Genomic DNA, 24,108 nt, shown 5'->3' on the forward strand with positions numbered 1-24,108 from the left:
GTAACGGGCGGAACAGATGATGGCCACACCTCAGACAACGTTACTAGTAATAAACGGTTTATCCGTTGAGTTTCCGGGCGTAAAAGCGCTGGATCAGGTTGATTTTACGTTACAGCGCGGCGAGGTTGTGGCGCTTCTGGGTGAAAATGGTGCAGGAAAGTCGACGTTAATCAAAGCATTAACCGGGGTTTACCCGCGTTCCGCCGGTGAGGTTCGCTTGGAGGGTAAAGCCATTGCGCCGCAAAGTACCGCTCAGGCGCAGGCGCTGGGTATTGGCACGGTTTATCAGGAGGTTAACCTGCTGCCGAATATTTCGGTCGCAGCTAACCTGTTTATTGGCCGTGAACCCACCCGTTTTGGTCTGATTGATCAAAAAACCATGCTGAGTAATGCGCGGCAGTTGCTCAAGGGTTATGGCCTGGAGTTGGATGTCAGCCAGCCATTGGGTAATTATTCGATCGCTATTCAGCAAATTGTTGCCATTGCCAGGGCGGTCGATCTTTCCGCTAAAGTGTTGATTCTGGATGAACCCACTGCCAGCCTGGATGCGAAAGAAGTCACCATGCTGCTGGACATCCTGAGCCAGCTTCGATCGCAGGGAATGGGGATGATTTTTGTCACCCATTTCCTCGAGCAGGTATATCGCATTAGCGATCGTATTACCGTATTGCGTAACGGCAAACTGGTGGGAACCCGCATTACCGCTGAATTACCCCGGCTTGAACTGGTGCAGATGATGCTGGGGCACAGTTTTGATGAAACGTTGCTGAAGCGCGCTGCGCATGAGGCGGTACAGGCTGCGCCGTTGGTGGCGTTTAGCGGCTATGGCCGGCGTGGCATGGTTGAGCCGTTCGATCTGGCGCTGCGCCCAGGTGAAATTGTCGGCCTGGCAGGTTTACTGGGCTCAGGCCGCACCGAAACCGCACAGTTGATATTTGGTATCAAGGCACCGGACAAAGGCCAGGCAACCGTCGAAGGTAAAACGGTAGCGATCCGCACGCCACGTAAAGCTGCCAGCCTGGGATTTGGCTATTGCCCGGAGGATCGTAAAACCGACGGGATTGTCGGTGCCGCAACGGTAAGAGAAAACATCATTCTGGCCCTGCAAGCGCAGCGTGGTTGGCTCAAACCGCTACCCCTGCGTGAGCAAACCCGAATTGCCGAAAGTTTTATTCAATTACTGGGTATCCGTACGCCAGGGCCGGAACAGCAGATTCAGTATCTTTCTGGCGGTAACCAGCAGAAGGTGCTGCTTTCACGTTGGTTGGCCACCAAACCTCGTTTTCTTATTTTGGATGAACCTACGCGCGGTATTGATGTAGGGGCGCATGCGGAAATTATCCGCCTGATAGAACGGTTGTGCGATGAAGGGCTGGCACTGCTGGTGATCTCCTCAGAACTGGAAGAACTGGCAGGATACGCCGATCGCATTGTTGTGCTGCGTGACAGAAAGCACGTAGCGCAGCTCGATCACGATGCCATTACGGTTCCCGCCATTATGCAGGCTATTGCAGTGCAACAGGGGGCAGGATGAGCCACAGGAGTTTTCCCATGACCGGTGAGCCGCGCAAGATCAGATGGGCTATGCCTGCTGGAGCAACGCAGTTGGGGGCGCTGGCGGTCATTTTGATCATCGACAGCCTGGTCGCCCCGAATTTTTTCTCGATTCATATTCAGGATGGTCGCCTATTTGGCAGCGTTATCGATATTCTCAATCGCGGAGCCCCAGTTGCATTATTGGCGCTAGGAATGACGTTGGTGATTGCCACCGGTGGCATTGATTTGTCCGTTGGCGCAGTCATGGCGATCGCGGGCGCGACTGCTGCTACGATGACCAGTGCAGGATATCCACTGGCCTATGTGCTGGGGGCGGCATTGATTGTGGGGGCACTGTGCGGCCTGTGGAACGGTTTTCTGGTGGCAGTGTTACAGATACAACCGATCGTGGCCACATTAATGCTGATGGTGGCCGGGCGTGGCATCGCCCAACTGATTACTGAGGGGCAGATTGTCACCTTCGAACGTGAAGGGCTGGCACAACTAGGCAGTGGCACGCTGATGTATCTGCCGATGCCGGTGATTATTGCTGCGGTAATGCTGTTGCTGATTTGGTTGTTAACGCGCAAAACGGCGCTGGGGCTGTTTATCGAAGCGGTAGGTATCAATTTACGCTCGGCGCGCAATGCGGGTGTCAGCACGCAGTGGGTCGTTATCGCGGTGTATGTTATCTGCGGCCTGTGCGCGGCGGTGGCCGGTATTATCGTTACGGCGGATATCCGTGGCGCTGATGCCAACAATGCTGGCCTGTGGCTGGAGTTAGATGCGATTCTGGCGGTAGTGATTGGCGGAGGATCGCTATTAGGTGGGCGTTTCAACCTGTTGTTGTCGGTGGTAGGAGCCTTGATTATTCAGGGAATGAATACCGGCATTCTGCTTTCTGGCTATAAACCTGAGTTCAATCTGGTGCTGAAGGCGATGGTGGTATTGGCGGTGCTGATGGTGCAATCCCCGAGTGTTTCATTACATCGGCTATGGCGGAGACGCAAACCATGATGAAACGTAATTTGCCGTTGTTAATCACGATCGCGGTTTTCCTGCTTGGCTACGCTTTTTGTCTCAGCCAGTTTCCTAGTTTTGCCTCAACGCGCGTGTGGTGCGACCTGCTGACCGATAACGCGTTTCTCGGTATTGTCGCGGTGGGAATGACTTTTGTGATCTTGTCTGGCGGGATCGATCTATCTGTAGGCTCAGTGATCGCTTTTACCGGTGTGCTACTGGCGAAGCTGATAGGCAGTTACGGTATTGCCCCCGGTTATGCTTTTATGATTGCGCTGCTGATGGGAGCCTCATTTGGTGCCTTGATGGGGTGGATCATTGATGCGCTTAAGCTCCCGGCATTTATTATCACTCTGGCGGGGATGTTCTTCGTGCGCGGCATGAGTTTTATTGTCTCGGAAGAGTCGATACCGATCAATCACCCGCTGTATGCCACGCTGGCAAACTATGCCTGGAAATTACCGGGTGGCGGGCGGCTTACCTTGCTGGCGTTGGTGATGCTGTTGGTGGTGGCAATCGGCATGATTCTGGCGCACCGCACGCGCTTTGGCCATAACGTTTATGCCATTGGCGGCAACCCGGTTTCTGCGGCATTGATGGGCGTGCCGGTGCAGCGCACGACGGTATTGATTTACCTGCTTTCCAGCACGTTGGCCGCGCTGTCCGGCATTGTCTTTTCGCTGTATACCTCGGCGGGCTACGCGCTGGCGGCCAGCGGCGTTGAACTGGATGCCATTGCAGCGGTAGTCATCGGCGGCACGCTGCTGACTGGCGGTGTTGGCACCATATTGGGAACCCTGTTTGGTGTGTTAATTCAAGGGCTAATCCAGAGCTATATCACTTTCGACGGTACTTTAAGCTCTTGGTGGACCAAAATCGTCATCGGCATCTTGCTGTTCTGTTTTATCGGCCTCCAGAAGGCGATGAGCGCGTTTTTGCTGACAAGAAGGGCGAAACCTAGTCAACCACGCCTGAAGCCGTTATAGCGCTTTAGGCTGCGGTATTTAAAGGTATTTTCAGCAGTTGGCGGATGAGCGGCTGCTGATCGCTGTTTTGCAGCCACACGGCATACAGTGGGCGGATAATGGCTGGCGTATCGGCCGCCACAACCAACTGTGGATACTCTTTTTCCCACTGACTGGGCAGAAAAGCGCAACCCCCGGTGGTTTCCAGCAGTTGGCGCGTCAAGTGTGCCGAGGTGGTGGTCAGTACCGGCATGGTTTCGCTGTCCAGCATACGGCTTTCCTGTTGGTGAAAGTCAGCCCCCCATTCCAGCTTGATATAAGGCATTGGTGCCAGCTTGTCGCGCAAGGCGGAAGAAAATAGCCGTAGCGAGAAGTTACCCAGCAGTTGGCTCGCCAACTCATCCATTTTTGGCGGCTCGGTGGTAATCAGTAAATCGAGTTGCCGCTCATGCAACTGTTTCACCAGAGAATGGCGTAACGCGATTCTGGCCTCCAGTTGCAACGCTTCCCGCTGTTGGTAGAGCGATTGCAGCCAGGGGGTCAGATAAGCCTCCCACAACGACGCGGTTGCGCCGATCGAAAGCTCGGTGTGCTGCAACGATCGCACGACTTCCTTTTTTGCCAGTTGCCAAGTGTTCATCAGGCTTTCAGCGTAGGGTAGCAGCCGCTCGCCAGCTGGCGTCAGGCGGATATTATTACGGTGACGGGTGAATAAATTTGCACCTAATTGATTTTCAAGCTGGCGGATACGGAAACTCACCGCGGACTGCGTTAAGTACAGGGATTCCGCTGCCCGGCCAAAGTGACGCGTTCTACTGACCTCCAAAAAGGTTTTCAGTAATTCGGTATCCACACCTTTCTCCAATTTTTTTTGTCGTTAGGATTTAAATGTTTTGTTTTACACAATGTCAAGCCTATCTAATACTCCGCGCCATAAACAGCACGGCCATGAGAGAATTAGGAGCGTGTCAGATGGCGGATAGCTTCATCACGACCAATCGTTTTTTTGATAATAAACACTATCCTCGCGGGTTCTCCCGTCACGGCGATTTCACCATTAAAGAAGCGCAATTGCTAGAGCGTTTCGGGTATGCGTTCAACGAGTTGGATGCAGGTAAACGTCAGCCAGCCACTGAAGAAGAACAACAGTTCGTCGCAGTGTGCCGCGGTGAGCGTGAGGCTGCCACCGAGCAAGAGAAAGTATGGGCCAAGTATCTGGCGCGCACCCGCCGCCCGAAAAAATTCCATACGCTGTCAGGCGGCAAGCCGCAGGCTGATGCGGTGGAAGATTACACCGACAGCGACGATTGATCACCATGGGGCCTTTGGGCCCCATTCTTTTATTCCAGGCTGCGGTGCAGTTGCAGTAACAGCCGATCCATGCTGCGATAGCTGAGGGCTTCGCTCAGGTGGCGTTTATCGATATCCTTCTCCCCGGCTAAATCTGCCAACGTGCGCGCCACTTTCAGGATGCGATGCCAGGCACGCACCGATAGCCCCAGCTTACTCAATGTCGCCTCCAGAAAATCCGCTTCTGCCGCTGGCAAGTGGCAATCCCGATCCACTTCGCGGTTATTCAATAGTGCATTCACTTTGCCCGCCCTGGTCAGTTGCCGTTCGCGTGCTTGCAACACCCGCTGGCGTACCTGCTGGCTGCTTTCACCGACGCTACGTTGTTTGCCCAGCATTCCCGGCGGTAACAGCGGGACTTCAATCGACAGATCAAAACGATCGAGAAACGGGCCGGAGAGCCGCCCAAGATAGCGCAGGATCTGCTGTGGCGGCGTGCGGTTATGCACTCCTTGGTAGTGGCCGGTCGGGCTGGGGTTCATGGCCGCGATGAGCTGCACTCGTGCTGGAAAGCGCACTTTGGCTGCGGCGCGTGAAATCACGATCTCGCCCGACTCCAGCGGTTCTCGCAGGGCATCCAATACCCGCCGCTCGAATTCCGGCAACTCATCAAGAAACAGAACGCCATTATGCGCCATAGAAATTTCCCCTGGTCGGGGTAGAGAACCTCCGCCGACCAGGGCCGCCATAGAAGCGCTGTGATGGGGGGCGCGGAACGGCCGCTGTCGCCACGGCAGCGTTTCATCAGGGTGATGCAGCAAGCTGGCAATCGCAACGCTCTCCAGAGCTTCCTGATCGCTCAACGGGGGCAGTAACCCATTGAGCCGACTGGCCAGCATGGTTTTGCCCGTACCCGGCGGGCCGAGCAATAACAGGTTATGACCACCGGCAGCGGCAATTTCCAATGCACGCCTGGCCTGCTCTTGGCCGATGATCTCTTGCAGATCGGCGGTTTCTGTCGGAGCCTCCACAGCGGGTGGAGCGACAGCGTTCGGTAGCTCTCCTTTTCCTTGCAGGAAGGCGCACACTTCCAACAAGTGTTCCGCTACCCGCGTGTTGTTATCTGGCAGCAGGCCGGTTTCTTTGCCGTTGGCTGTCGCCAGAATCAGCCCCCGGCCTGCTTCTGTTGCCGCTATTGCTGCCGGGATCGCCCCGTTGACGGCTCGTAGCGCGCCCGAAAGCGCCAATTCGCCGAGAAATTCATAGCGCATCAGTTGGTCGACAGGAAGCTGCTCTGAAGCTGCGAGGATCGCCAGTGCAATCGGTAAATCGTAACGACCGCCTTCTTTGGGTAGATCGGCGGGGGCCAGGTTGACGGTGATCCGCTTGGCCGGAAAGGTGAAGCCATTGTTGATCAGCGCGCTACGCACCCGATCGCGCGCCTCTTTTACCGTGGCTTCCGGCAGGCCGACTAATGCCAGGCCGGGTAAGCCATTGCTGATATGAACTTCCACGGTGACCGACGGTGCCTGAACACCGATAGTGGCGCGGGTATAAACGACCGCCAGTGACATAGTGCTCTCCTTGCTGAAGGTCACATGATGCGGGAGCTGCGGAAGAGATGCGCGTTGGGAATGGCTGATTTGCGCAACGCTGTGCAATTAAAATTTGTTTACTTCAGTTGGTGAACATCAACGTGCGAAGCTGTACGCATCTTGCCGCAATGCTCTTTCGCAATTCGTTACGGGTGACGAGCGCGCTGAGTGCCAAGGCATCGGGTTAGCGTGTTAACGTTTGAATTACCGGTAGTTTGTTCGAGGTATGACCAGATCGCGATGAATAATAACGCAAAAAAATGTTGTCATACCACCTGCTGCTATGGTAACTCTGTAGGCATTAGTTCGACGCGAGCACAGTGAACAAACCGATTATGAACGCCTTTACCCAAGTGATTAGCCTAGTCGTGATTAGCGTGGTGGTGATTATTATCCCACCGTGCGGGGCTGCACTTGAACGAATAAAGGCTTAAAAAACAAGCCGGAATCGCAAGAGAACCCCCGCACCGTCAGGTCCGGGGGTTTTTTTATGCCAAGAGAAAAGCAAAACGAGGAGCAGAGAATGAACAACGGAATAAAACCCTGCCTTTCCCGCAGTAAGGCGGAGAAATAACCATGAATGGTGCTCAGTGGGTAGTTCAAGCGTTGCGTGCGCAGGGAGTGGATACGGTATTCGGCTATCCGGGCGGCGCAATTATGCCGGTTTACGATGCATTGTATGACGGCGGGGTAGAACACCTACTGTGTCGCCATGAACAGGGTGCCGCGATAGCCGCCATCGGTTATGCCCGTTCCAGCGGTAAAGTCGGCGTATGTATTGCCACTTCCGGCCCTGGTGCCACCAACCTGATTACCGGCCTGGCGGATGCGCTGCTGGATTCGGTGCCAGTGGTGGCCATTACCGGTCAGGTCGGCTCTGCGCTGATCGGCACCGATGCTTTTCAGGAGGTCGATGTTCTGGGCCTGTCCTTGGCCTGTACCAAACACAGTTTTCTGGTGGAATCACTGGAAGCGCTGCCGGGCATCATGGCAGAAGCCTTTGCTATTGCCACCAGCGGCCGCCCAGGGCCAGTCCTGATCGATATCCCGAAAGACATCCAGTTGGCACAGGGCGATTTACCGCCTCACCTGATGCCGGTAGAAGCCGAACTGGAACACCCGGTTGCAGAACTGGCGCAGGCCACGCGGCTGCTGGCGCAGGCGCAGCGGCCAATGCTGTACATCGGTGGTGGTGTCGGTATGGCGCAGGCGGTACCGGCACTGCGTGAGTTTATCGCGGTGACCCAGATGCCTGCCGTTGCTACCCTAAAAGGGCTGGGCGCACCCGATGCCGACCATCCATACTATCTCGGCATGCTGGGCATGCACGGCACCAAAGCGGCCAACTTTGCGGTACAGGAGTGTGACCTGCTGATCGCCGTGGGTGCCCGCTTTGACGACCGAGTGACCGGCAAGCTGAACGCTTTTGCGCCGTATGCCAAAGTGATCCACATGGATATCGATCCGGCGGAAATGAGCAAACTGCGTCAGGTGCATGTTGCCCTGCACGGTGATTTGAAAACCTTGCTGCCAGCTCTGCAACAGCCGGTAAACATCAGCGCTTGGCAGCAACGGGTGGCCGAGCTGAAAGAGATCCATGCCTGGCGCTACGATCATCCCGGCCAGCCAATCTATGCACCACTGTTACTGAAGCAACTCTCTGAGCGCAAACCGGCCAATACCATTGTGACCACTGACGTGGGCCAGCACCAGATGTGGGCTGCGCAACATATGACCTTCGATCGCCCGGAGAACTTCATCACCTCCAGCGGCCTGGGAACGATGGGTTTTGGCGTGCCTGCGGCGGTGGGTGCCCAGATGGCGCACCCTGAGAACATGGTGATCTGCGTCTCCGGCGACGGTTCTTTCATGATGAACGTGCAGGAACTGGGCACCATCAAACGCAAGCAGTTGCCGCTGAAAATCGTTTTAGTGGATAACCAGCGTTTAGGGATGGTTCGTCAGTGGCAGCAACTGTTTTTTGATGGGCGTTACAGCGAAACCAACCTCTCCGATAACCCCGATTTCCTGATGTTGGCCAGCGCCTTCGGCATCCCCGGCCAGCGTATTACCCGTAAAGACCAGGTCGCAGACGCGCTCGATGCCTTGCTCAACAGCGAAGGGCCTTATCTGCTACAGGTTTCCATTGATGAGCTCGAGAACGTCTGGCCGCTGGTGCCGCCGGGCGCAGGTAACGAAACTATGTTGGAGAAAGTATCATGATGCAGCATCAACTCTCGATCCAGGCCCGCTTCCGCCCCGAAATGTTGGAGCGCGTATTGCGCGTGGTACGCCACCGTGGCTTTCAGGTTTGCGCCATGAATATGGCTGCGGGTATCAATCCTGACAATATTAGTATTGAATTGACCGTTGCCAGCCAGCGCTCTGTGGATTTACTGTCATCACAGTTAAGTAAGCTGATGGATGTGTCCAGCGTTGAGGTTCAGCAACAACTATCACAACAAATACGCGCCTGATTGCGCCACAAGGAATGGAACAATGACAAAGAAAGCCGATTATATTTGGTTCAATGGTGAGATGGTTCCCTGGGCTGACGCCAAGGTACACGTGATGTCGCATGCGCTGCATTACGGCACCTCGGTATTTGAAGGCGTACGTTGCTATGATTCCCACCTGGGCCCGGTAGTTTTCCGCCACCGTGAACACATGCAGCGCCTGCATGATTCGGCCAAAATCTACCGTATGCCGGTGGAGCAAAGCATCGACGAACTGATGGAAGCCTGCCGTGCCACGCTGCGTAAAAACAAGCTAGTGAGCGCGTATATTCGTCCGCTGGTGTTTATCGGCGATGTGGGGATGGGCGTTAACCCACCACCCGGCTATAAAACTGACGTGATTATCGCCGCGTTTCCTTGGGGCGCGTATCTCGGTGAAGAGGCGCTGGACCAAGGTATCGATGCGATGGTTTCTTCCTGGCACCGTGTGGCACCTAACACCATTCCAACCGCTGCCAAAGCGGGGGGTAACTACCTTTCTTCCCTGCTGGTGGGTAGCGAAGCACGCCGCCACGGCTATCAGGAAGGCATCGCGCTGGACGTTCACGGCTATATCTCTGAAGGTGCCGGTGAGAACCTGTTCGAAGTGAAAGATGGCGTGCTGTTTACTCCGCCGTTCACCTCTTCTGCGCTGCCGGGCATCACTCGTGACGCCATCATCAAGCTGGCGAAAGACATGGGCTTCGAAGTGCGCGAGCAGGTGCTTTCTCGTGAGTCACTGTATCTGGCGGACGAAGTGTTTATGTCTGGCACGGCGGCGGAAATCACCCCGGTGCGCAGCGTTGACGGCATCCAGGTCGGCATTGGCAAATGTGGCCCCATCACCAAACAGATCCAGCAGGCGTTCTTTGGCCTGTTCACCGGCAAAACCGCAGATAAATACGGTTGGCTGGATCCGGTGAATCAATAACGACCGACATCAGTAAACGGGCGGCCCGTTCGCCGCCGGTAAAATGAATATATTTGGAGTGAAAAAAAGCATGCCTAAGTACCGTTCCGCTACCACCACCCACGGCCGCAACATGGCGGGTGCCCGCGCATTATGGCGCGCGACCGGGATGACCGACGCCGATTTCGGCAAACCGATTATTGCGGTGGTCAACTCCTTTACCCAGTTCGTCCCGGGCCATGTGCATCTGCGCGACTTGGGCAAACTGGTTGCCGAACAGATCGAAGCCTCCGGCGGTGTGGCGAAAGAGTTCAACACCATTGCCGTGGATGATGGGATCGCCATGGGTCACGGCGGCATGCTCTATTCCCTGCCGTCGCGCGAGCTGATCGCCGACTCGGTGGAATACATGGTGAATGCCCACTGCGCCGATGCGATGGTGTGTATCTCCAACTGCGACAAAATCACCCCAGGGATGATGATGGCGGCAATGCGCCTCAACATTCCGGTGATCTTCGTTTCTGGCGGCCCGATGGAAGCCGGTAAAACCAAGCTGTCGGACAAAATCATCAAGCTGGATCTGATTGATGCGATGATCCAGGGTGCGAACCCGAACGTCAGCGATGCCGACAGCGAGCAGATTGAACGCTCCGCCTGCCCGACCTGTGGTTCCTGTTCTGGCATGTTCACCGCCAACTCAATGAACTGCCTGACCGAAGCGCTTGGCCTGTCGCAGCCGGGGAACGGTTCGCTGCTGGCGACCCACGCCGACCGTAAAGAGCTGTTCCTCAATGCTGGTAAGCGCATTGTTGAACTGACCAAGCGTTACTACGAGCAAGACGACGAAAGCGCACTGCCGCGTAATATTGCCAACAAGGCGGCGTTCGAAAACGCCATGACGCTGGATATCGCCATGGGCGGTTCCACCAACACCGTATTGCACCTGCTGGCATCGGCACAGGAAGGCGAAGTCGACTTCACCATGGCGGATATCGATCGCCTGTCGCGCAAAGTGCCGCACCTGTGCAAAGTGGCACCGAGCACGCAGAAATACCATATGGAAGACGTACACCGTGCGGGTGGCGTGATCGGCATCCTCGGTGAGTTGGATCGCGCCGGGCTGCTGAACCGCGATGTAGATAATGTGTTGGGGCTGAACCTGCCGCAGACGCTGGAAGCCTACGACGTCATGCTGACCAAAGACGAAGCGGTGAAAAAAATGTATTCCGCAGGCCCAGCAGGTATCCGCACCACGCAGGCATTCTCACAGGATTGCCGCTGGGATTCGCTGGATACCGACCGTCAGGAAGGCTGTATCCGCACGCGTGAGCATGCTTACAGCCAGGACGGTGGTTTGGCGGTGCTGTACGGCAACCTGGCAGAAGACGGCTGTATCGTTAAAACCGCAGGCGTGGATAAAGACAGCCTGATCTTCCGTGGCCCGGCCAAAGTGTTCGAGAGCCAGGAAGATGCGGTAGATGCGATCCTCGGTGGCAAAGTGGTGGCTGGTGACGTCGTGGTGATCCGCTACGAAGGGCCGAAAGGCGGGCCGGGCATGCAGGAAATGCTCTATCCGACCACGTATCTGAAATCCATGGGCCTGGGCAAAGCCTGCGCGCTGATCACCGATGGTCGTTTCTCCGGCGGTACGTCTGGCCTGTCGATTGGTCATGCTTCACCGGAAGCGGCCAGCGGCGGCCTGATTGGCCTGGTGCAGGACGGCGATATGATCGCTATCGATATTCCGCAGCGTGGTATTGCCTTGGATGTGTCGGACAGCGAACTGGCTGCCCGTCGTGAAGCGGAACTGGCGCGCGGCGACGCAGCCTGGACGCCGAAAGCCCGTGTGCGTCAGGTTTCTTATGCGCTGCGCGCTTACGCAACGCTGGCTACCAGCGCCGATAAAGGCGCGGTACGTGATAAAAGCAAGCTGGGAGGCTGATAAAAATGGCGGAATCCCTTCCCTTATCCGGTGCCCCCTGTGGCGCGGAGTATCTGCGAGCGGTGCTCCGCTCGCCGGTTTACGAGGTGGCTCAGGTCACCCCGTTGCAGGCGATGGACAAAATTTCTGCGCGCCTCGGCAATACCATTCTGGTGAAGCGCGAAGATCGTCAGCCGGTGCACAGCTTCAAGCTGCGCGGGGCTTACGCGATGATTGCCAGCCTGAATGAAGAGCAGAGAGCCCACGGCGTGATCACCGCTTCGGCGGGCAATCACGCGCAGGGCGTGGCGTTTTCCGGTAACCGGTTGGGGATCAAAACCCTGATCGTGATGCCGGTGTCCACCGCGGACATCAAAGTGGATGCGGTGCGCAGCTTTGGTGGCGAAGTGCTGCTGCACGGCGCCAACTTCGATGAAGCTAAAGCCAAGGCAATCGCACTTTCACAGCAGCAGGGGATGACCTTTGTGCCGCCGTTCGATCACCCGATGGTGATCGCCGGGCAGGGCACGTTGGCCATGGAACTGTTGCAGCAGGACGCGCATCTGGATCGGGTTTTTGTTCCGGTCGGCGGCGGTGGGCTGGCGGCGGGCGTGGCGGTGCTGATCAAACAACTGATGCCGCAAATTAAAGTGATTGGCGTGGAAGCCGAGGATTCAGCCTGCCTGCGTGCGGCGCTGGATGCGGGTCATCCGGTGGATCTGGCGCGTGTCGGGCTGTTTGCCGAAGGCGTGGCGGTGAAACGCATTGGTGACGAAACCTTCCGCCTGTGCAGCGAGTATCTTGACGATGTGATCACCGTCGACAGCGATGCGATCTGCGCGGCGGTGAAAGATCTGTTCGAAGACGTGCGGGCGATTGCCGAACCTTCTGGCGCGTTGGCGCTGGCTGGGCTGAAAAAATACGTGCAGCAGCACAATATTCAGGGCGAGCGCTTGGCGCACATCCTTTCCGGTGCCAACGTGAACTTCCATGGTTTGCGCTATGTTTCCGAGCGCTGCGAACTGGGTGAACAGCGTGAAGCGCTGTTGGCGGTGACCATTCCGGAACAGAAAGGCAGCTTCCTGAAGTTCTGCCAACTGCTGGGCGGCCGTGCGGTGACCGAGTTCAACTACCGTTACGCCGATGCCGATCATGCGTGCATCTTCGTCGGTGTGCGCTTAACGCGTGGCCGCGCTGAACGGTTAGAGATCATTAACGAACTGAACAGCGGTGGTTATCAGGTAGTGGATCTGTCTGATGATGAAATGGCGAAACTGCATGTGCGTTATATGGTCGGTGGGCGACCATCAAAACCTTTGCGCGAACGCCTGTACAGCTTCGAATTCCCAGAATCGCCCGGTGCGTTACTCAAGTTTTTGCAAACGCTGGGGACCCACTGGAATATTTCCCTGTTCCATTACCGCAGCCACGGCACCGATTTTGGCCGCGTGCTGGCGGGCTTTGAGCTGTCGCAGAGCGAGCCGGAGTTTGATCAGCATCTGACGGCACTGGGTTATGATTGCCACGATGAAACCAACAACCCGTCATTCCGTTTCTTCCTGCAAGGCTGAAATCAGCGACAAGGACAGCGCATGGCTAATGAGTTCACCGGTTTCAGTCAGCAAGGGCTGAATTTTCTTCAGCAGGTGCGGATTGAGAACGACAAAGAATGGTTTGAAGCGAATCGCGATGTGTATGATCGTGAGCTGTTAACGCCGTTCCGCGCGTTGGTGGAGGCACTCAGCCCGGCGATGCTGGCTATCGATCCGTACTTCGAAACCCGGCCAGTGATCGGTAAAACGCTGTCGCGTATTCATCGCGACACGCGTTTCTCCCATGATAAATCGCGTTATCGCAGCCGCATGTGGCTGACCTTCAAACGGCCAAGCAAAGACTGGAAAGATGCGCCGGTGTATTTCTTTGAACTGGGGCCAGACATGCTGCGTTATGGGCTGGGGTATTACAGCGCCAATAAACCGACGATGGATCTGTTCCGCCACACCCTGCGGCAGCGGCCGCAGCCGTTTTTAGAGGTGGCCGCGTGCTGCCGTGCGCCGTTTGAACTGGTGGGCGAAAGCTACAAACGACCGCTGGTGAAAGAGCAGGCTCCCGAGATCGCCACCTGGTACAACCGCAAGTCTTTTGCGGTGATGGTCACCGACAGCCAGGTGGAAAAGTTATTCAGCGCCGATCTGATTTCCCTGCTGACGCAGGCTTTTCACCAGCTTGAACCGCTTTACCACTGGCTGATGCAGGTGGAAGCGATGAAGCAGGTCGATCCAGCAGACTTATGATAGCAATTGCCAAAACGCCTCGATCAGCGGTTCGTTGAGGCGTTTTTTCTGCACGCAAACGCCCAGTTCGAACGGTTCAACCATGGAAATATGATCCAGCGTTGAAATGCGGTTGCGTACCGGTTCCGGGCTGTTGTCCACCACCACGCTGGGGATCAGCGCGATGCCGCAGCCGAGGGCGACCATCGAAACAATCGCTTCATGGCCGCCGACGGTGGCATAAATCAGCGGGTTGGTAATACGCTGGCGGCGGAACCACAGTTCGATACGTTTACGCGAAGGGCCATGCTCCGGCAGGATAAACGGCATATTGGCCCAATCCGGTTGTTCGGCAAAAGCCTGAGTGCGAACCGCGCAGGGCAGGGCCGGGGCAATCAGCACCAGCGGAATTTCGCCGATTTGGGTGAACGCCACGCTGGTGGGCAGGGTTTCCGGCCGCCCGGCAATACCGAGATCGGCTTCGTTGGACTGCACTTTGTCCACCGCATCGGCAGCATCGCCGGTGGTTAATTTGATTTCCACCAGCGGATGCTGGGCGCGGAAGCGATCCAGGATCGGCGGTAAGTGGCTGTAGGCGGCGGTAACCGAACAGAACAGCCGCAGTTCGCCGCTTAGCGAAGGGCCGTGCTGGCCGAGCGCATGCTTTAGCTGCTGATATTGCAGCAGCGTTTGCTGGGCAAATACTTTCAGTTGTTCACCGGCATCGGTCAGTTGCACGGTGCGGTTATCACGCAGAAACAGCGGTTGCCCAAGAATTTCCTCCAGCCGTTGGATCTGGCGGGAAAGCGTGGACGGGCTGACGTGCATCGCCTTGGCAGTACGACCAAAGTGATGGCTTTCAGCAAGATGCAGGAACAGTTTTAGATCACGCAAATCCATATCAGTACGCTCGCAGCGAGAGTGTTGCATAAACTGCAATATCACATTCGTAATATATCAATTTAAGCAACGCAATTCCTGTTATACATTGAACGCAACCTATCCCGCATAAACAGAGCGGGGAATGAACCTTACATCTTACCGGAGTAAACCATGGCTAATTATTTCAACACATTGAACCTGCGTCAGCAGTTGGCGCAATTGGGTAAGTGCCGTTTCATGGCGCGTGACGAATTTGCTGATGAAGCGGGCTACCTGAAAGGCAAAAAAGTGGTGATTGTCGGCTGTGGCGCGCAGGGGCTGAACCAGGGTCTGAACATGCGTGATTCCGGCCTGGATGTGGCCTATGCGCTGCGTAAAGAAGCTATCGCAGAGAAACGTGCTTCATGGCGCAAAGCGACTGAAAACGGCTTCAAGGTAGGCACTTACGAAGATCTGATCCCACAGGCGGATCTGGTAGTTAACTTAACTCCAGACAAGCAGCACACCTCTGTAGTTCGCGCAGTACAGCCGCTGATGAAAGACGGTGCAGCGCTGGGTTACTCCCACGGCTTCAACATTGTTGAAGTGGGTGAGCAAGTGCGTAAAGACATCACCGTGGTGATGGTAGCGCCTAAGTGCCCAGGTACCGAAGTGCGTGAAGAATATAAGCGTGGTTTCGGTGTACCAACGCTGATCGCCGTTCACCCGGAAAACGATCCAAAAGGCGAAGGTATGGCGATTGCCAAGGCATGGGCAGCGGCCACCGGCGGCCACCGTGCGGGCGTGCTGGAATCTTCCTTCGTGGCAGAAGTGAAATCTGACCTGATGGGCGAGCAGACCATTCTGTGCGGTATGTTGCAGGCGGGTTCTCTGCTGTGCTTCGACAAGCTGGTGGCTGAAGGCACCGACGCGGCTTATGCAGAAAAACTGATTCAGTTCGGCTGGGAAACCATCACCGAAGCGCTGAAGCAGGGCGGTATCACCCTGATGATGGATCGCCTGTCTAACCCAGCGAAACTGCGTGCTTACGCGCTGTCTGAGCAACTGAAAGGCATCATGGCTCCGCTGTTCCAGAAACACATGGACGACATCATCTCTGGCGCCTTCTCCAGCGGTATGATGGCCGACTGGGCAGAAGACGACGTGAAACTGCTGACCTGGCGTGAAGAGACCGGTAAAACGGCCTTCGAAAACGCACCACAGTTTGCGGGCAAAATCAGCGAGCAGGAATACTTTGATAACGGCGTGCTGATGGTGGCTATGGTGAAAGCGGGCGTTGAGCTGGCGTTCGAAACTATGGTGGATTCCGGCATCATCGAAGAGTCTGCTTACTACGAATCACTGCACGAGCTGCCGCTGATCGCCAACACCATCGCGCGTAAGCGTCTGTATGAAATGAACGTGGTGATCTCGGATACTGCGGAATACGGTAACTACCTGTTCGCTAACGCGGCAGTACCGTTGCTGAAAGATTTCATGAAGACCCTGCAAGCGGGCGATCTGGGTAAATCTGTTGCAGGCACTTCCGTTGACAACGCGCAACTGCGTGACGTGAACGAAGCCGTTCGCAACCACCCAATCGAATCTGTTGGCCGCAAACTGCGTGGCTATATGACCGATATGAAACGCATCGCGGTTGCAGGCTAAACGCCAATACTGCCGGGCTCAGAGCATGCTGAGCCCAACAAAAAGGCCAGCATCATCGCTGGCCTTTTGGCGTTCTAGCGGGCAGAAAAATTACTGCGGCATGGCTTCACGCGGGATGATGGCACCACGGTACTGAATCACCGTGCTGGCGGTCAGGTGGCCACGCTGTGCGGCGCTGACGGCATCACCGCCGGTCAGGCGAATCGCCAGATAACCGGCGCTGAATGAGTCACCGGCCGCGGTGGTATCAATCACTTTCTCTTTCGGCAGTTTCACCGCAGGCACATCGTGCGTTGCCCCATCTGCGCAGAATACCAGGCAGGAATCCGCGCCCCGCTTAATGACGATCTCACTCACGCCGAAATCGCGCGTGCGGCTCACCACCTGCTCAACCGGCAGTTGGCCCCACAGCAAATCTTCATCGTCCAGCGTCAGGAAGGCAATGTCGGTGCAGGACAGGATATCGCGGTAGGCCTGCTGGGTTTCGTCTTTGCTTTGCCACAGGCGCGGCCGATAGTTGTTGTCAAAGATCACTTTGCCGCCGTTGGCCCGGCACTGGCGCAGCAGGTTCAGCAGTTTTGCCCGGCTGGCAGGATTGAGGATCGCCACACTGATGCCGCTGAGATAGATATAGTCAAACTGCGCCAGTTGCGCGCACAGGTCTTCCGCCTGCGGGCCATCCAGCCAGTAACGGGCTGCGGCGTCGTTACGCCAGTAGTAGAAGGTGCGCTCACCGGTGTTGTCGGTTTCGATCACATACAGCCCTGGCAGCTTGTTTTCCAGTTGCTGAATCAGATCGGTTTTCACCTGTTCCTGCTGCCAGGCGTGCAACATCTCCCGGCTGAAGCTGTCGGTGCCGAGCGCGGTAACGTAATGCACGTTCAGCGCCTGCTGCGGAACCTGACGGGCGATATAGACGGCAGTGTTAAGAGTGTCGCCACCAAATCCGCGGCTGAGATCTGCGCCTTTCTGCGACAGTTCGATCATGCATTCGCCGATCACGGCGAGATTTTTGCTGTTCATGATAATCCCTGACTGAAGAGTTGAGTCTGACTGATGTGAGATACGTTTAGTCTCAACGCAAGGGCGGGGGCAGTCAATAGAAATAAAACGGCGTTTTAATTATTTTATGATCGCGATCGGGAAACACCGCGTTTCCCGTCGTCGATGAGTGAAAGACGGGCTATTTGGCGGCTGCGCGCAGGTCAGTCACGCTCTTGCCGCCGATACCCCAGTTATCGGTATCCACCTCTTCGATCACCACCACGGTAGTCGCCGGGTTTTTACCCAGCGTATCGACCAGCAACTGGGTAACACCGGCGATCAGCTGTTTTTTCTGCTCCGCAGTCGCGCCTTCACGGGTAATCTTGATATTGACGTAGGGCATCGTTATTCCTCTTTTTATTGGTCAGGGTAGACACCGATAATAGCCAACTCTGGCAGCGATATGCTGACGAAAAGGAAAATAAAAATGGCCTCTGTAGTCAGAGGCCGGGCAGGGATTACAACGACTGGTAACGGGTTTCTTTCATCAGCAACAGGGCGATCAGCGTCAGGCTCGCCATCGCTGCCAGATACAGGCCAACGTAGAACAGCCCATAATTGTTTGCCAGCCAGGTAGCAATGTACGGGGCGACAGAGGCACCCAGAATCGAGGCCACGTTATATGAGAAAGAAGCCCCGGTATAACGCACTTCGGTCGGGAATAGTTCCGGCAGCAGTGCGCCCATCGGGCCGAAGGTCAGGCCCATGATGCTCAGGCCGCACAGCAGGAAGGCCATCACCAGCACCTGATTGCCGGAACCCAGCATGCTTGGGAACACGAAGGCAAAGGCGATCATCAGCAGGGTGATCACAATCATGGTTTTGCGACGGCCAAAGGCATCCGCCAGCAAACCGGCGATCGGCACCATCACGCCAAAACCAATTACCGCGACCATCAGCATCCACAGGAAGCTGTTGCGCGAATAACCCAGCCCCAGCGGTTCCGCCGCCGTACCGTAAGTCATCGAATAGACGGTCATCAGGTAGAACAGCGTATAGGTGGCCAGCATGATAAAGGTGCCGAGGATAGTGGCCTTCATATGCTTGCTCAGCAGCGTGCCGAGCGGGATTTTCACCTGTTTACCGGCTTTGGCCACTTTGGCAAAAATCGGGGTTTCATGCAGCGAAACGCGCACGTACAGGCCAACCAACACCAGCGCGGCAGACAGGATAAACGGCACGCGCCAGCCCCAGCTCATGAACTGCTGGTCGGTCAACAGCCAGGAGAGCAGCAGGAAAGTACCGTTGGCGAAGAAGAAGCCGATGGGCGCACCCAACTGAGGGAAAGAACCGTACAACGCGCGTTTATGTGCTGGCGCATTCTCGGTGGCCAACAGGGCAGCACCGCCCCATTCACCGCCTAACCCCAGCCCTTGGCCAAAACGCGCCAGCGCCAGCAGGATCGGCGCAAAGATGCCGATGGTTTCATAGGTTGGCAGCAGGCCGATCAGCACGGTAGAGATCCCCATGGTCAGCAAGGAGGCAACCAGCGTGACTTTGCGCCCGACGCGGTCACCGAAGTGGCCGAAGACGGCAGAACCGATCGGCCGGGCAATAAAGGCGATCGCGAAGGTGGCCAGCGATTGCAGCGTTGCCGCAGCAGGATCGCCCTGTGGGAAGAAGATATGTGGGAAGACGATAACTGCGGCGGTGGCGTAAATATAGAAATCGAAGAACTCAATGGCGGTACCGACCAGCGAGGCGACAATAACTTTTCCCCGGGAATTAACCGGTGTGGACGCTTCTTCGGCGTCCAGAGTTGCGATGGAGGCTTGCATAGTTGTTTCTTATATTCTGGATTTGTAAAAATCCATTTTAATCACAGCAAAATGCCTTTTCAATGGCGGGACTTTGTACAATTCGGTAAATAACCTGTTAAAAAGACTAATGTTTTAATGGGCGGTTTTTATTTGGTTTTAAACACGGCTAAATAATAAATATACAGATATAACGGCTGTGAAATGAGAAAAGAAAAGTTGTAGGCTAGTGGGTTATGCTGGTTTTTGCCGTGTGGTTGGTTTGTTACTGAAACTATACACTCATTTTTACCGTTATTTTTAGGATAAAAAGCCAGCCATCACTTTATGGCTGGCATGAACGGTCGGGATTCACTTCACCTGTGGCAGGGTCTTATCCTCTTGGTACTGGGCTGTGGCGATCCAGGCGGCGCAAAACAGCGTCAGGCGGGCAAAGAAGTAGAAGAATGCCATCAGCCCAATCACGGAGCCAAAGGCTGCGCCAGAAGGGGATCTCGCCACCTGCGGTAGCGTCATGGTCATCACAAACTTAATCACTTCAAAGCCGATCGCGGCAAGCAACGTACCGCGCAGTAGGGCCTTTTTCTTCGGCTTGTGGCGCGGCAGCATCCAGAAGATCCACAGAAACAGCAGATAATTGGCGAAGATCGAAATGGATAGCGCAATCAGCGTCATGGCTGGCCGTAGCCATTCGATGCCGCCTAACCCGAGTGCATGCACAATGGCGGCCTGGGCGGAACCGGCGATCGAGGTCAGCGAGAGCGTTACGATCAGCGCCACCAGCAGGCCGATCAGGGAAATAAAGTCGCGGGTGTAGCGGAAGTAAATTTTCTCCTGATCCTGCGGATTACGTTCCCAGACATCGCGCGACTGGGCGCGGATCGCTTCACGTAAATTGCCCATCCAACTGATGCCGGAATACAGCGCCAGCGCCAAACCGGTGAGGCCGACGGTGGTGCGCTGCTGGATCGCGGTATTCACGGTGTTTTTCAGCGTGCTGGCGAGCGTCGGATCGCTGATGCTGTTGACGATTTTGCCGATCAGTTCCGCCAGCAAATCCGGGTTGGAGGCCAGCACAAAACCCACGGCGGCGAACGACACCATCAGGATCGGAATCAGCGAGAGAAAGGAGAAATAGGTAATGGCGGCACCAAACTGGCTGCCCATGCGATCGTTAAAACGTTCGGCGGCGCGCAGCAGATGGGCGACGCTGGGCCAGGTTTTAACACGCTCGACTAAACGGGAAAAACCAGAAAGGGTTTTATGCTGCGGCTGATGGGTTTTTTTATCCGATCCTGTAAGCATTACGTCACGATTCCTTAGCGATAAACACAGCCACTTCTTTCAAGCCGCAGAGATTGTCGCGTTAATTATACCAAAATGAGCCTGGAATGTGGCCGTTATCCCCGCGCTGTACCATTCACTACACATATTCTTTCTGCCGCATACCTTCAATTTTTATCTATTGACCCCTCAAGAAGACGTTTACTCATCATAGGGCGCAGCGTTTTCACGCTGTTTGCGCCTGTAGCAGCCGTAGGGGCTGAAACGGTTTTATCTCTCATCAATAGAAAAAATGGAAGGTCATATGAAATTATTCAATCATCCAAACTGTCGTCCGTTTCTTGAAGCGGGCAATCTGTCACAGCTCTCTGCTTATTATGAGGAGGAGCGGCACATCATGTGGATGCTGTTACGTGCTGAACCACGTCCTTGCTTCAATCATGCTCTGATTGAAGACATCATGACGCTGGGCCAGGCGGCAAAGGAATCGACGTTGCAGTTCGATTTTTGGGTAACCGGCTCGCTGGTTCCCAACATGTTTAACGTGGGGGGCGATTTGAGCTTTTTTGCCGAATCGATCAAAAACCGCAAGCGTGAATCGATGATGGCCTATGCACGCGCCTGTATTGACTGCGTTCACGCCGCTGCTCGTGGTTTTGATACCGGAGCTATCAGTATCGCCATGGTGGAGGGTAGCGCGCTGGGAGGCGGTTTTGAGGCGGCGTTGGCGCATCACTTTGTGCTGGCCCAGAACAATGCGCGCATGGGCTTCCCTGAGATTGCCTTCAACCTGTTCCCTGGAATGGGGGGATATTCGCTGGTGGCGCGCAAAGGCGGTATGAAGCTGGCGGAAGAGCTGATCTGGAGCGGGGAATCCCACACGGCGGAATGGTTTGAAAGCCGCGGGCTGGTGGACTATCTGTTCCAGCCGGATGATGGCTATATGGCGACCCGTACCTTCATCGATACCATTCGGCCCAAGCTGAACGGTATGCGCGCCATGCTGCGTGCCCGTCAACGGGTATTGCAACTGACGCGCTCGGAGCTGATGGATATTACCGAGGACTGGGTGCAGGCGGCCTTTACCATTGAGGAGAAAGATATTGCCTACATTGAACGATTGGTGATGCTGCAGGATCGTCATGCGCAGAACCTGCTTCGTGCTGGGTAATTAACGCTAGCCCGCATCTTCTTGCTGATGGTGCGGGCTATATGATTTCACCCACTGCTCCAACTGTTCTGGGAGCATGGGTTGTGCAAACAGGAAGCCCTGTTTTTCGTCAACTCCGACGCAGTCCAGAAACTGGTTTTCGCTTTCCGTTTCGACACCTTCGGCAATCACCCGGAACTGTAGCGCTTCGGCCGTGGCGACGATCGCACGGATCAATGATTGCGATACCGGAGCGAGATTGACTCCGCGCACAAAGCTTTTATCCAGCTTGATGGCATCAAGCGGAATACGTGCCAACTGCGCCAGTGAGGAATAACCGGTACCGAAATCGTCCAGGTGAACCTGTGCCCCCAGCGATCGCAACCGGCTGATCACCTCATGCGCGCGGTTTTCATCTTCAATCAGGCTGCTTTCCGTTAGTTCGAAATCCAGCATGCACGGCGTGAGCTGGTTTTCTTTCAGTACGTTGATGAAATCGTCAACAATGCTATCGTCCACCAGTTGCCGGGGCGAGAGATTCACCGCAACCCGCAGATTCAGCCCCTGTTGCTGCCATTTGGCCGCCTGTTTGGCGGCGGTTTGCAATACCCAGCGGCCAAGCGGGGCGATCAGCCCGGACTCTTCGGCATAGGAGATAAACTGCATCGGCGGGATCAGCCCGCGCTCTGGTGAGTCCCAGCGCACCAAAGCCTCTACGCTGCATGCGACACCGCTGCGCCTGTCGATCTTCGGCTGGTAATACACCACCAGTTGGTTCTGCTCCAGCCCTTTGCGCAGGTTGGTGTCCAGCCACATATATTCGGCGACGCGCCGGTTCATTTCCGGCGAAAACACGGTAAAGGTGCGTTTGCCATTTTCTTTGGCGACATACATGGCGGTATCCGCGCTGCGGATCAGATCATCGAGATCCTTACCGTGTTCTGGGCACAGAGCAATGCCGATCGAACAACCGGTATAGACCTCAATCAGGCCGATGCGGAACGGTATTTTCAGGCGATCGATAATGCGCTGTGATAATTCTTGCAGTATGGGGATGTCGGCCTGATGCACCAGCACCAGGAACTCATCGCCCCCCAACCGGGCCAGCAATTCGCCTTGCTTAAGGCAGCCGAGAATGGCACGTGAAACTTCGACCAGCAAACGGTCACCAAACATATGACCATAGGCATCATTCACTTTCTTGAAGTTGTCGAGATCGAGATACACCAGCCCGACGTTGTGATCACCGCGCTCGTTAATTGCCTGGCTGACGTAATCCTGGATGGCGTTACGGTTCGGCAAGCCGGTAATGGTATCGGTATTGGCCAGCACCCGCAGGCGTTCCTGGGCCCGGCGCTCTTCGGTAATATCGGTGCCGGAACAGATCAGGAAAACCTCTTTCTTGCCACTGCCGCTGTGCACGAATTTATTGCGGAACAGGAATAAGCGCTCGCCCTTGACCGTTTTGATCCAGCGTTCCACCTCGTAAGAGGAACCGTTACGGAAGAAACCGGCGATATTACGGCGTGATGCGCTGGCTTCTTCCGGGCTCATAAACATCTGGAAGACGTTTTTGCCGATCACATCCTGCTCTTGCAGGCCGGTGTACTCTTCGCTCAGGCGGTTAAAGCGCTGAATGCGGCCATGCTGGTCAACAATCACGATCACGGAGTTGGCTTCTGAAACCACCTGTTCGGCAAACGACAGGCCGTGTACCAGATCGCGAGCAACGGCCTGAGTGTCGGTGTAGGCAGAGGCAGTGCCTGCCCATTCGTGTTTATTGACCCGGCGGCCGACCAGATGCAGGTGAATGGGCTGGCCACCTAGCTGAATAGTGATATCCAGACTGGCGGTGATCCCGCTCAGGCGGCGGATTTTTGCCGCCTGCATATCGCTGAGCGCCACGGCGATATGCGTTTTGCCTTTAACCGCGGTCAGTTCCAGGGCATTACTGTCAAACGCCAGATGCCAATAGGGGCTGCTGGTGCCAAAGTGGGCGCTAAGTAGCATCGGTCCTTGGTCTGCGAGCATGATCATTCCTCAAAAAGCAGAGCAACCGGGCGTTTTTGATGGGTAAAACGGCTGACTTCAGGCCCGGTAATGCGGGTATCCCATCAAGTAAAACGCCTTTGCGAATCATTGGGGTGGCAGTGGAACAATTATAGAGGCAATTTTCGCTTTGATAGGTCACTTTTGCAGAGTGACGCCTGCAATAGAGTGTAAAAGAGAACCGCAAACTGCGCGAAAATCGGTATTTTTCCACCTTGTTGAACCAGGATTGCTGCTAAGGTGGTTAAATTATGCCAAACGCCGTTGCAGGCAGAAATAAAGCGGTTTAT

21 protein-coding genes are annotated in these 24,108 nt (G+C 55.5%); 13 read left to right on the top strand and 8 right to left on the bottom strand.

Going from position 1 to position 24,108, the window contains the following annotated elements:
- The first annotated feature begins 19 nt into the window (after nt 1-19).
- From ytfR to yjfF, 3 genes are read left to right on the top strand one after another with little or no spacing between them, the layout of a single operon-like run.
- Entirely contained in the window at nt 20-1,534 is a 1,515-nt protein-coding gene (gene ytfR / locus ACX9GT_RS00805) for a galactofuranose ABC transporter, ATP-binding protein YtfR (RefSeq protein ID WP_473191475.1), read from the top strand.
- Nucleotides 1,531-2,553: a galactofuranose ABC transporter, ATP-binding protein YtfT gene (gene ytfT / locus ACX9GT_RS00810; protein ID WP_473189396.1), complete on the top strand. Its 1,023-nt coding sequence runs from the start codon at nt 1,531-1,533 to the stop codon at nt 2,551-2,553. Before ytfR ends, ytfT begins: the two co-directional genes overlap by 4 nt.
- Nucleotides 2,550-3,542, top strand: coding sequence for a galactofuranose ABC transporter, permease protein YjfF (yjfF, locus tag ACX9GT_RS00815; RefSeq protein ID WP_473189397.1), 993 nt, complete (start codon nt 2,550-2,552; stop codon nt 3,540-3,542). The genes ytfT and yjfF overlap by 4 nt, the downstream gene beginning before the upstream one ends.
- 4 nt (nt 3,543-3,546) lie before the next feature.
- Here the strand turns inward: yjfF and hdfR are convergent, their stop codons facing one another.
- Nucleotides 3,547-4,374 (bottom strand): HTH-type transcriptional regulator HdfR, encoded by an 828-nt coding sequence (gene hdfR, locus ACX9GT_RS00820; protein WP_473189398.1) that lies wholly within the window; start codon nt 4,372-4,374, stop codon nt 3,547-3,549.
- 119 nt (nt 4,375-4,493) lie between these two features.
- Here hdfR and ACX9GT_RS00825 point away from each other — a divergent pair, with 119 nt between their 5' ends.
- Nucleotides 4,494-4,832: a MaoP family protein gene (locus ACX9GT_RS00825; RefSeq protein ID WP_459400511.1), complete on the top strand. Its 339-nt coding sequence runs from the start codon at nt 4,494-4,496 to the stop codon at nt 4,830-4,832.
- A gap of 29 nt (nt 4,833-4,861) precedes the next feature.
- Here the strand turns inward: ACX9GT_RS00825 and ACX9GT_RS00830 are convergent, their stop codons facing one another.
- Entirely contained in the window at nt 4,862-6,385 is a 1,524-nt protein-coding gene (locus ACX9GT_RS00830) for a YifB family Mg chelatase-like AAA ATPase (protein WP_473189399.1), read from the bottom strand.
- Between the two features lie 356 nt (nt 6,386-6,741).
- Between ACX9GT_RS00830 and ilvL the strand changes: the two genes are divergently transcribed.
- The 7 genes from ilvL (at nt 6,742) to ACX9GT_RS00865 (ending at nt 14,026) form a co-directional block, all read left to right on the top strand.
- On the top strand, nt 6,742-6,840 hold the full coding sequence (gene ilvL, locus ACX9GT_RS00835) for an ilv operon leader peptide (protein WP_473189400.1): 99 nt from the start codon (nt 6,742-6,744) through the stop codon (nt 6,838-6,840).
- A 142-nt stretch (nt 6,841-6,982) separates the two neighbouring features.
- Nucleotides 6,983-8,629, top strand: coding sequence for an acetolactate synthase 2 catalytic subunit (gene ilvG / locus ACX9GT_RS00840; RefSeq protein ID WP_473189401.1), 1,647 nt, complete (start codon nt 6,983-6,985; stop codon nt 8,627-8,629).
- Nucleotides 8,626-8,883: an acetolactate synthase 2 small subunit gene (gene ilvM, locus ACX9GT_RS00845; RefSeq protein WP_473189402.1), complete on the top strand. Its 258-nt coding sequence runs from the start codon at nt 8,626-8,628 to the stop codon at nt 8,881-8,883. Before ilvG ends, ilvM begins: the two co-directional genes overlap by 4 nt.
- 22 nt (nt 8,884-8,905) lie before the next feature.
- Nucleotides 8,906-9,832, top strand: coding sequence for a branched-chain amino acid transaminase (locus tag ACX9GT_RS00850; protein WP_473189403.1), 927 nt, complete (start codon nt 8,906-8,908; stop codon nt 9,830-9,832).
- 70 nt (nt 9,833-9,902) lie between these two features.
- Complete coding sequence (gene ilvD / locus ACX9GT_RS00855; RefSeq protein ID WP_473189404.1) at nt 9,903-11,753, top strand: dihydroxy-acid dehydratase; 1,851 nt, start codon at nt 9,903-9,905, stop codon at nt 11,751-11,753.
- A gap of 5 nt (nt 11,754-11,758) precedes the next feature.
- Entirely contained in the window at nt 11,759-13,303 is a 1,545-nt protein-coding gene (gene ilvA, locus ACX9GT_RS00860) for a threonine ammonia-lyase, biosynthetic (protein ID WP_473189405.1), read from the top strand.
- A gap of 21 nt (nt 13,304-13,324) precedes the next feature.
- On the top strand, nt 13,325-14,026 hold the full coding sequence (locus ACX9GT_RS00865; protein WP_473189406.1) for a DUF2461 domain-containing protein: 702 nt from the start codon (nt 13,325-13,327) through the stop codon (nt 14,024-14,026).
- Here ACX9GT_RS00865 and ilvY read toward each other — a convergent pair.
- Nucleotides 14,021-14,905 (bottom strand): HTH-type transcriptional activator IlvY, encoded by an 885-nt coding sequence (gene ilvY / locus ACX9GT_RS00870; RefSeq protein WP_473189407.1) that lies wholly within the window; start codon nt 14,903-14,905, stop codon nt 14,021-14,023. The genes ACX9GT_RS00865 and ilvY overlap by 6 nt on opposite strands.
- 153 nt (nt 14,906-15,058) lie before the next feature.
- On the opposite strand from ilvY, the gene ilvC reads away from it, so the two are divergent.
- Nucleotides 15,059-16,534: a ketol-acid reductoisomerase gene (gene ilvC / locus ACX9GT_RS00875; protein ID WP_473189408.1), complete on the top strand. Its 1,476-nt coding sequence runs from the start codon at nt 15,059-15,061 to the stop codon at nt 16,532-16,534.
- A gap of 90 nt (nt 16,535-16,624) precedes the next feature.
- On the opposite strand, the gene kdgK is transcribed toward ilvC, so the two are convergent.
- The 4 genes from kdgK to yhjD all read right to left on the bottom strand — a co-directional run bounded on the left by kdgK (nt 16,625) and on the right by yhjD (nt 20,640).
- Entirely contained in the window at nt 16,625-17,557 is a 933-nt protein-coding gene (gene kdgK / locus ACX9GT_RS00880) for a 2-dehydro-3-deoxygluconokinase (RefSeq protein WP_473189409.1), read from the bottom strand.
- A gap of 160 nt (nt 17,558-17,717) precedes the next feature.
- Nucleotides 17,718-17,921 (bottom strand): 4-oxalocrotonate tautomerase family protein, encoded by a 204-nt coding sequence (locus tag ACX9GT_RS00885; RefSeq protein WP_337263595.1) that lies wholly within the window; start codon nt 17,919-17,921, stop codon nt 17,718-17,720.
- 115 nt (nt 17,922-18,036) lie between these two features.
- On the bottom strand, nt 18,037-19,356 hold the full coding sequence (locus ACX9GT_RS00890) for an MFS transporter (RefSeq protein ID WP_473189410.1): 1,320 nt from the start codon (nt 19,354-19,356) through the stop codon (nt 18,037-18,039).
- Nucleotides 19,357-19,686: 330 nt separating this feature from the next.
- Nucleotides 19,687-20,640, bottom strand: a complete 954-nt coding sequence (gene yhjD, locus ACX9GT_RS00895) for an inner membrane protein YhjD (RefSeq protein ID WP_473189411.1) — start codon at nt 20,638-20,640, stop codon at nt 19,687-19,689.
- A gap of 283 nt (nt 20,641-20,923) precedes the next feature.
- Here yhjD and ACX9GT_RS00900 point away from each other — a divergent pair, with 283 nt between their 5' ends.
- Nucleotides 20,924-21,790 (top strand): crotonase/enoyl-CoA hydratase family protein, encoded by an 867-nt coding sequence (locus ACX9GT_RS00900; protein ID WP_473189412.1) that lies wholly within the window; start codon nt 20,924-20,926, stop codon nt 21,788-21,790.
- A 6-nt stretch (nt 21,791-21,796) separates the two neighbouring features.
- Here ACX9GT_RS00900 and pdeR read toward each other — a convergent pair whose 3' ends face one another.
- Nucleotides 21,797-23,800 (bottom strand): cyclic di-GMP phosphodiesterase, encoded by a 2,004-nt coding sequence (gene pdeR, locus ACX9GT_RS00905; RefSeq protein ID WP_473189413.1) that lies wholly within the window; start codon nt 23,798-23,800, stop codon nt 21,797-21,799.
- Nucleotides 23,801-24,108: the final 308 nt, after the last annotated feature.

It is taken from the genome of Serratia sp. YWN4 (genome assembly GCF_055790845.1).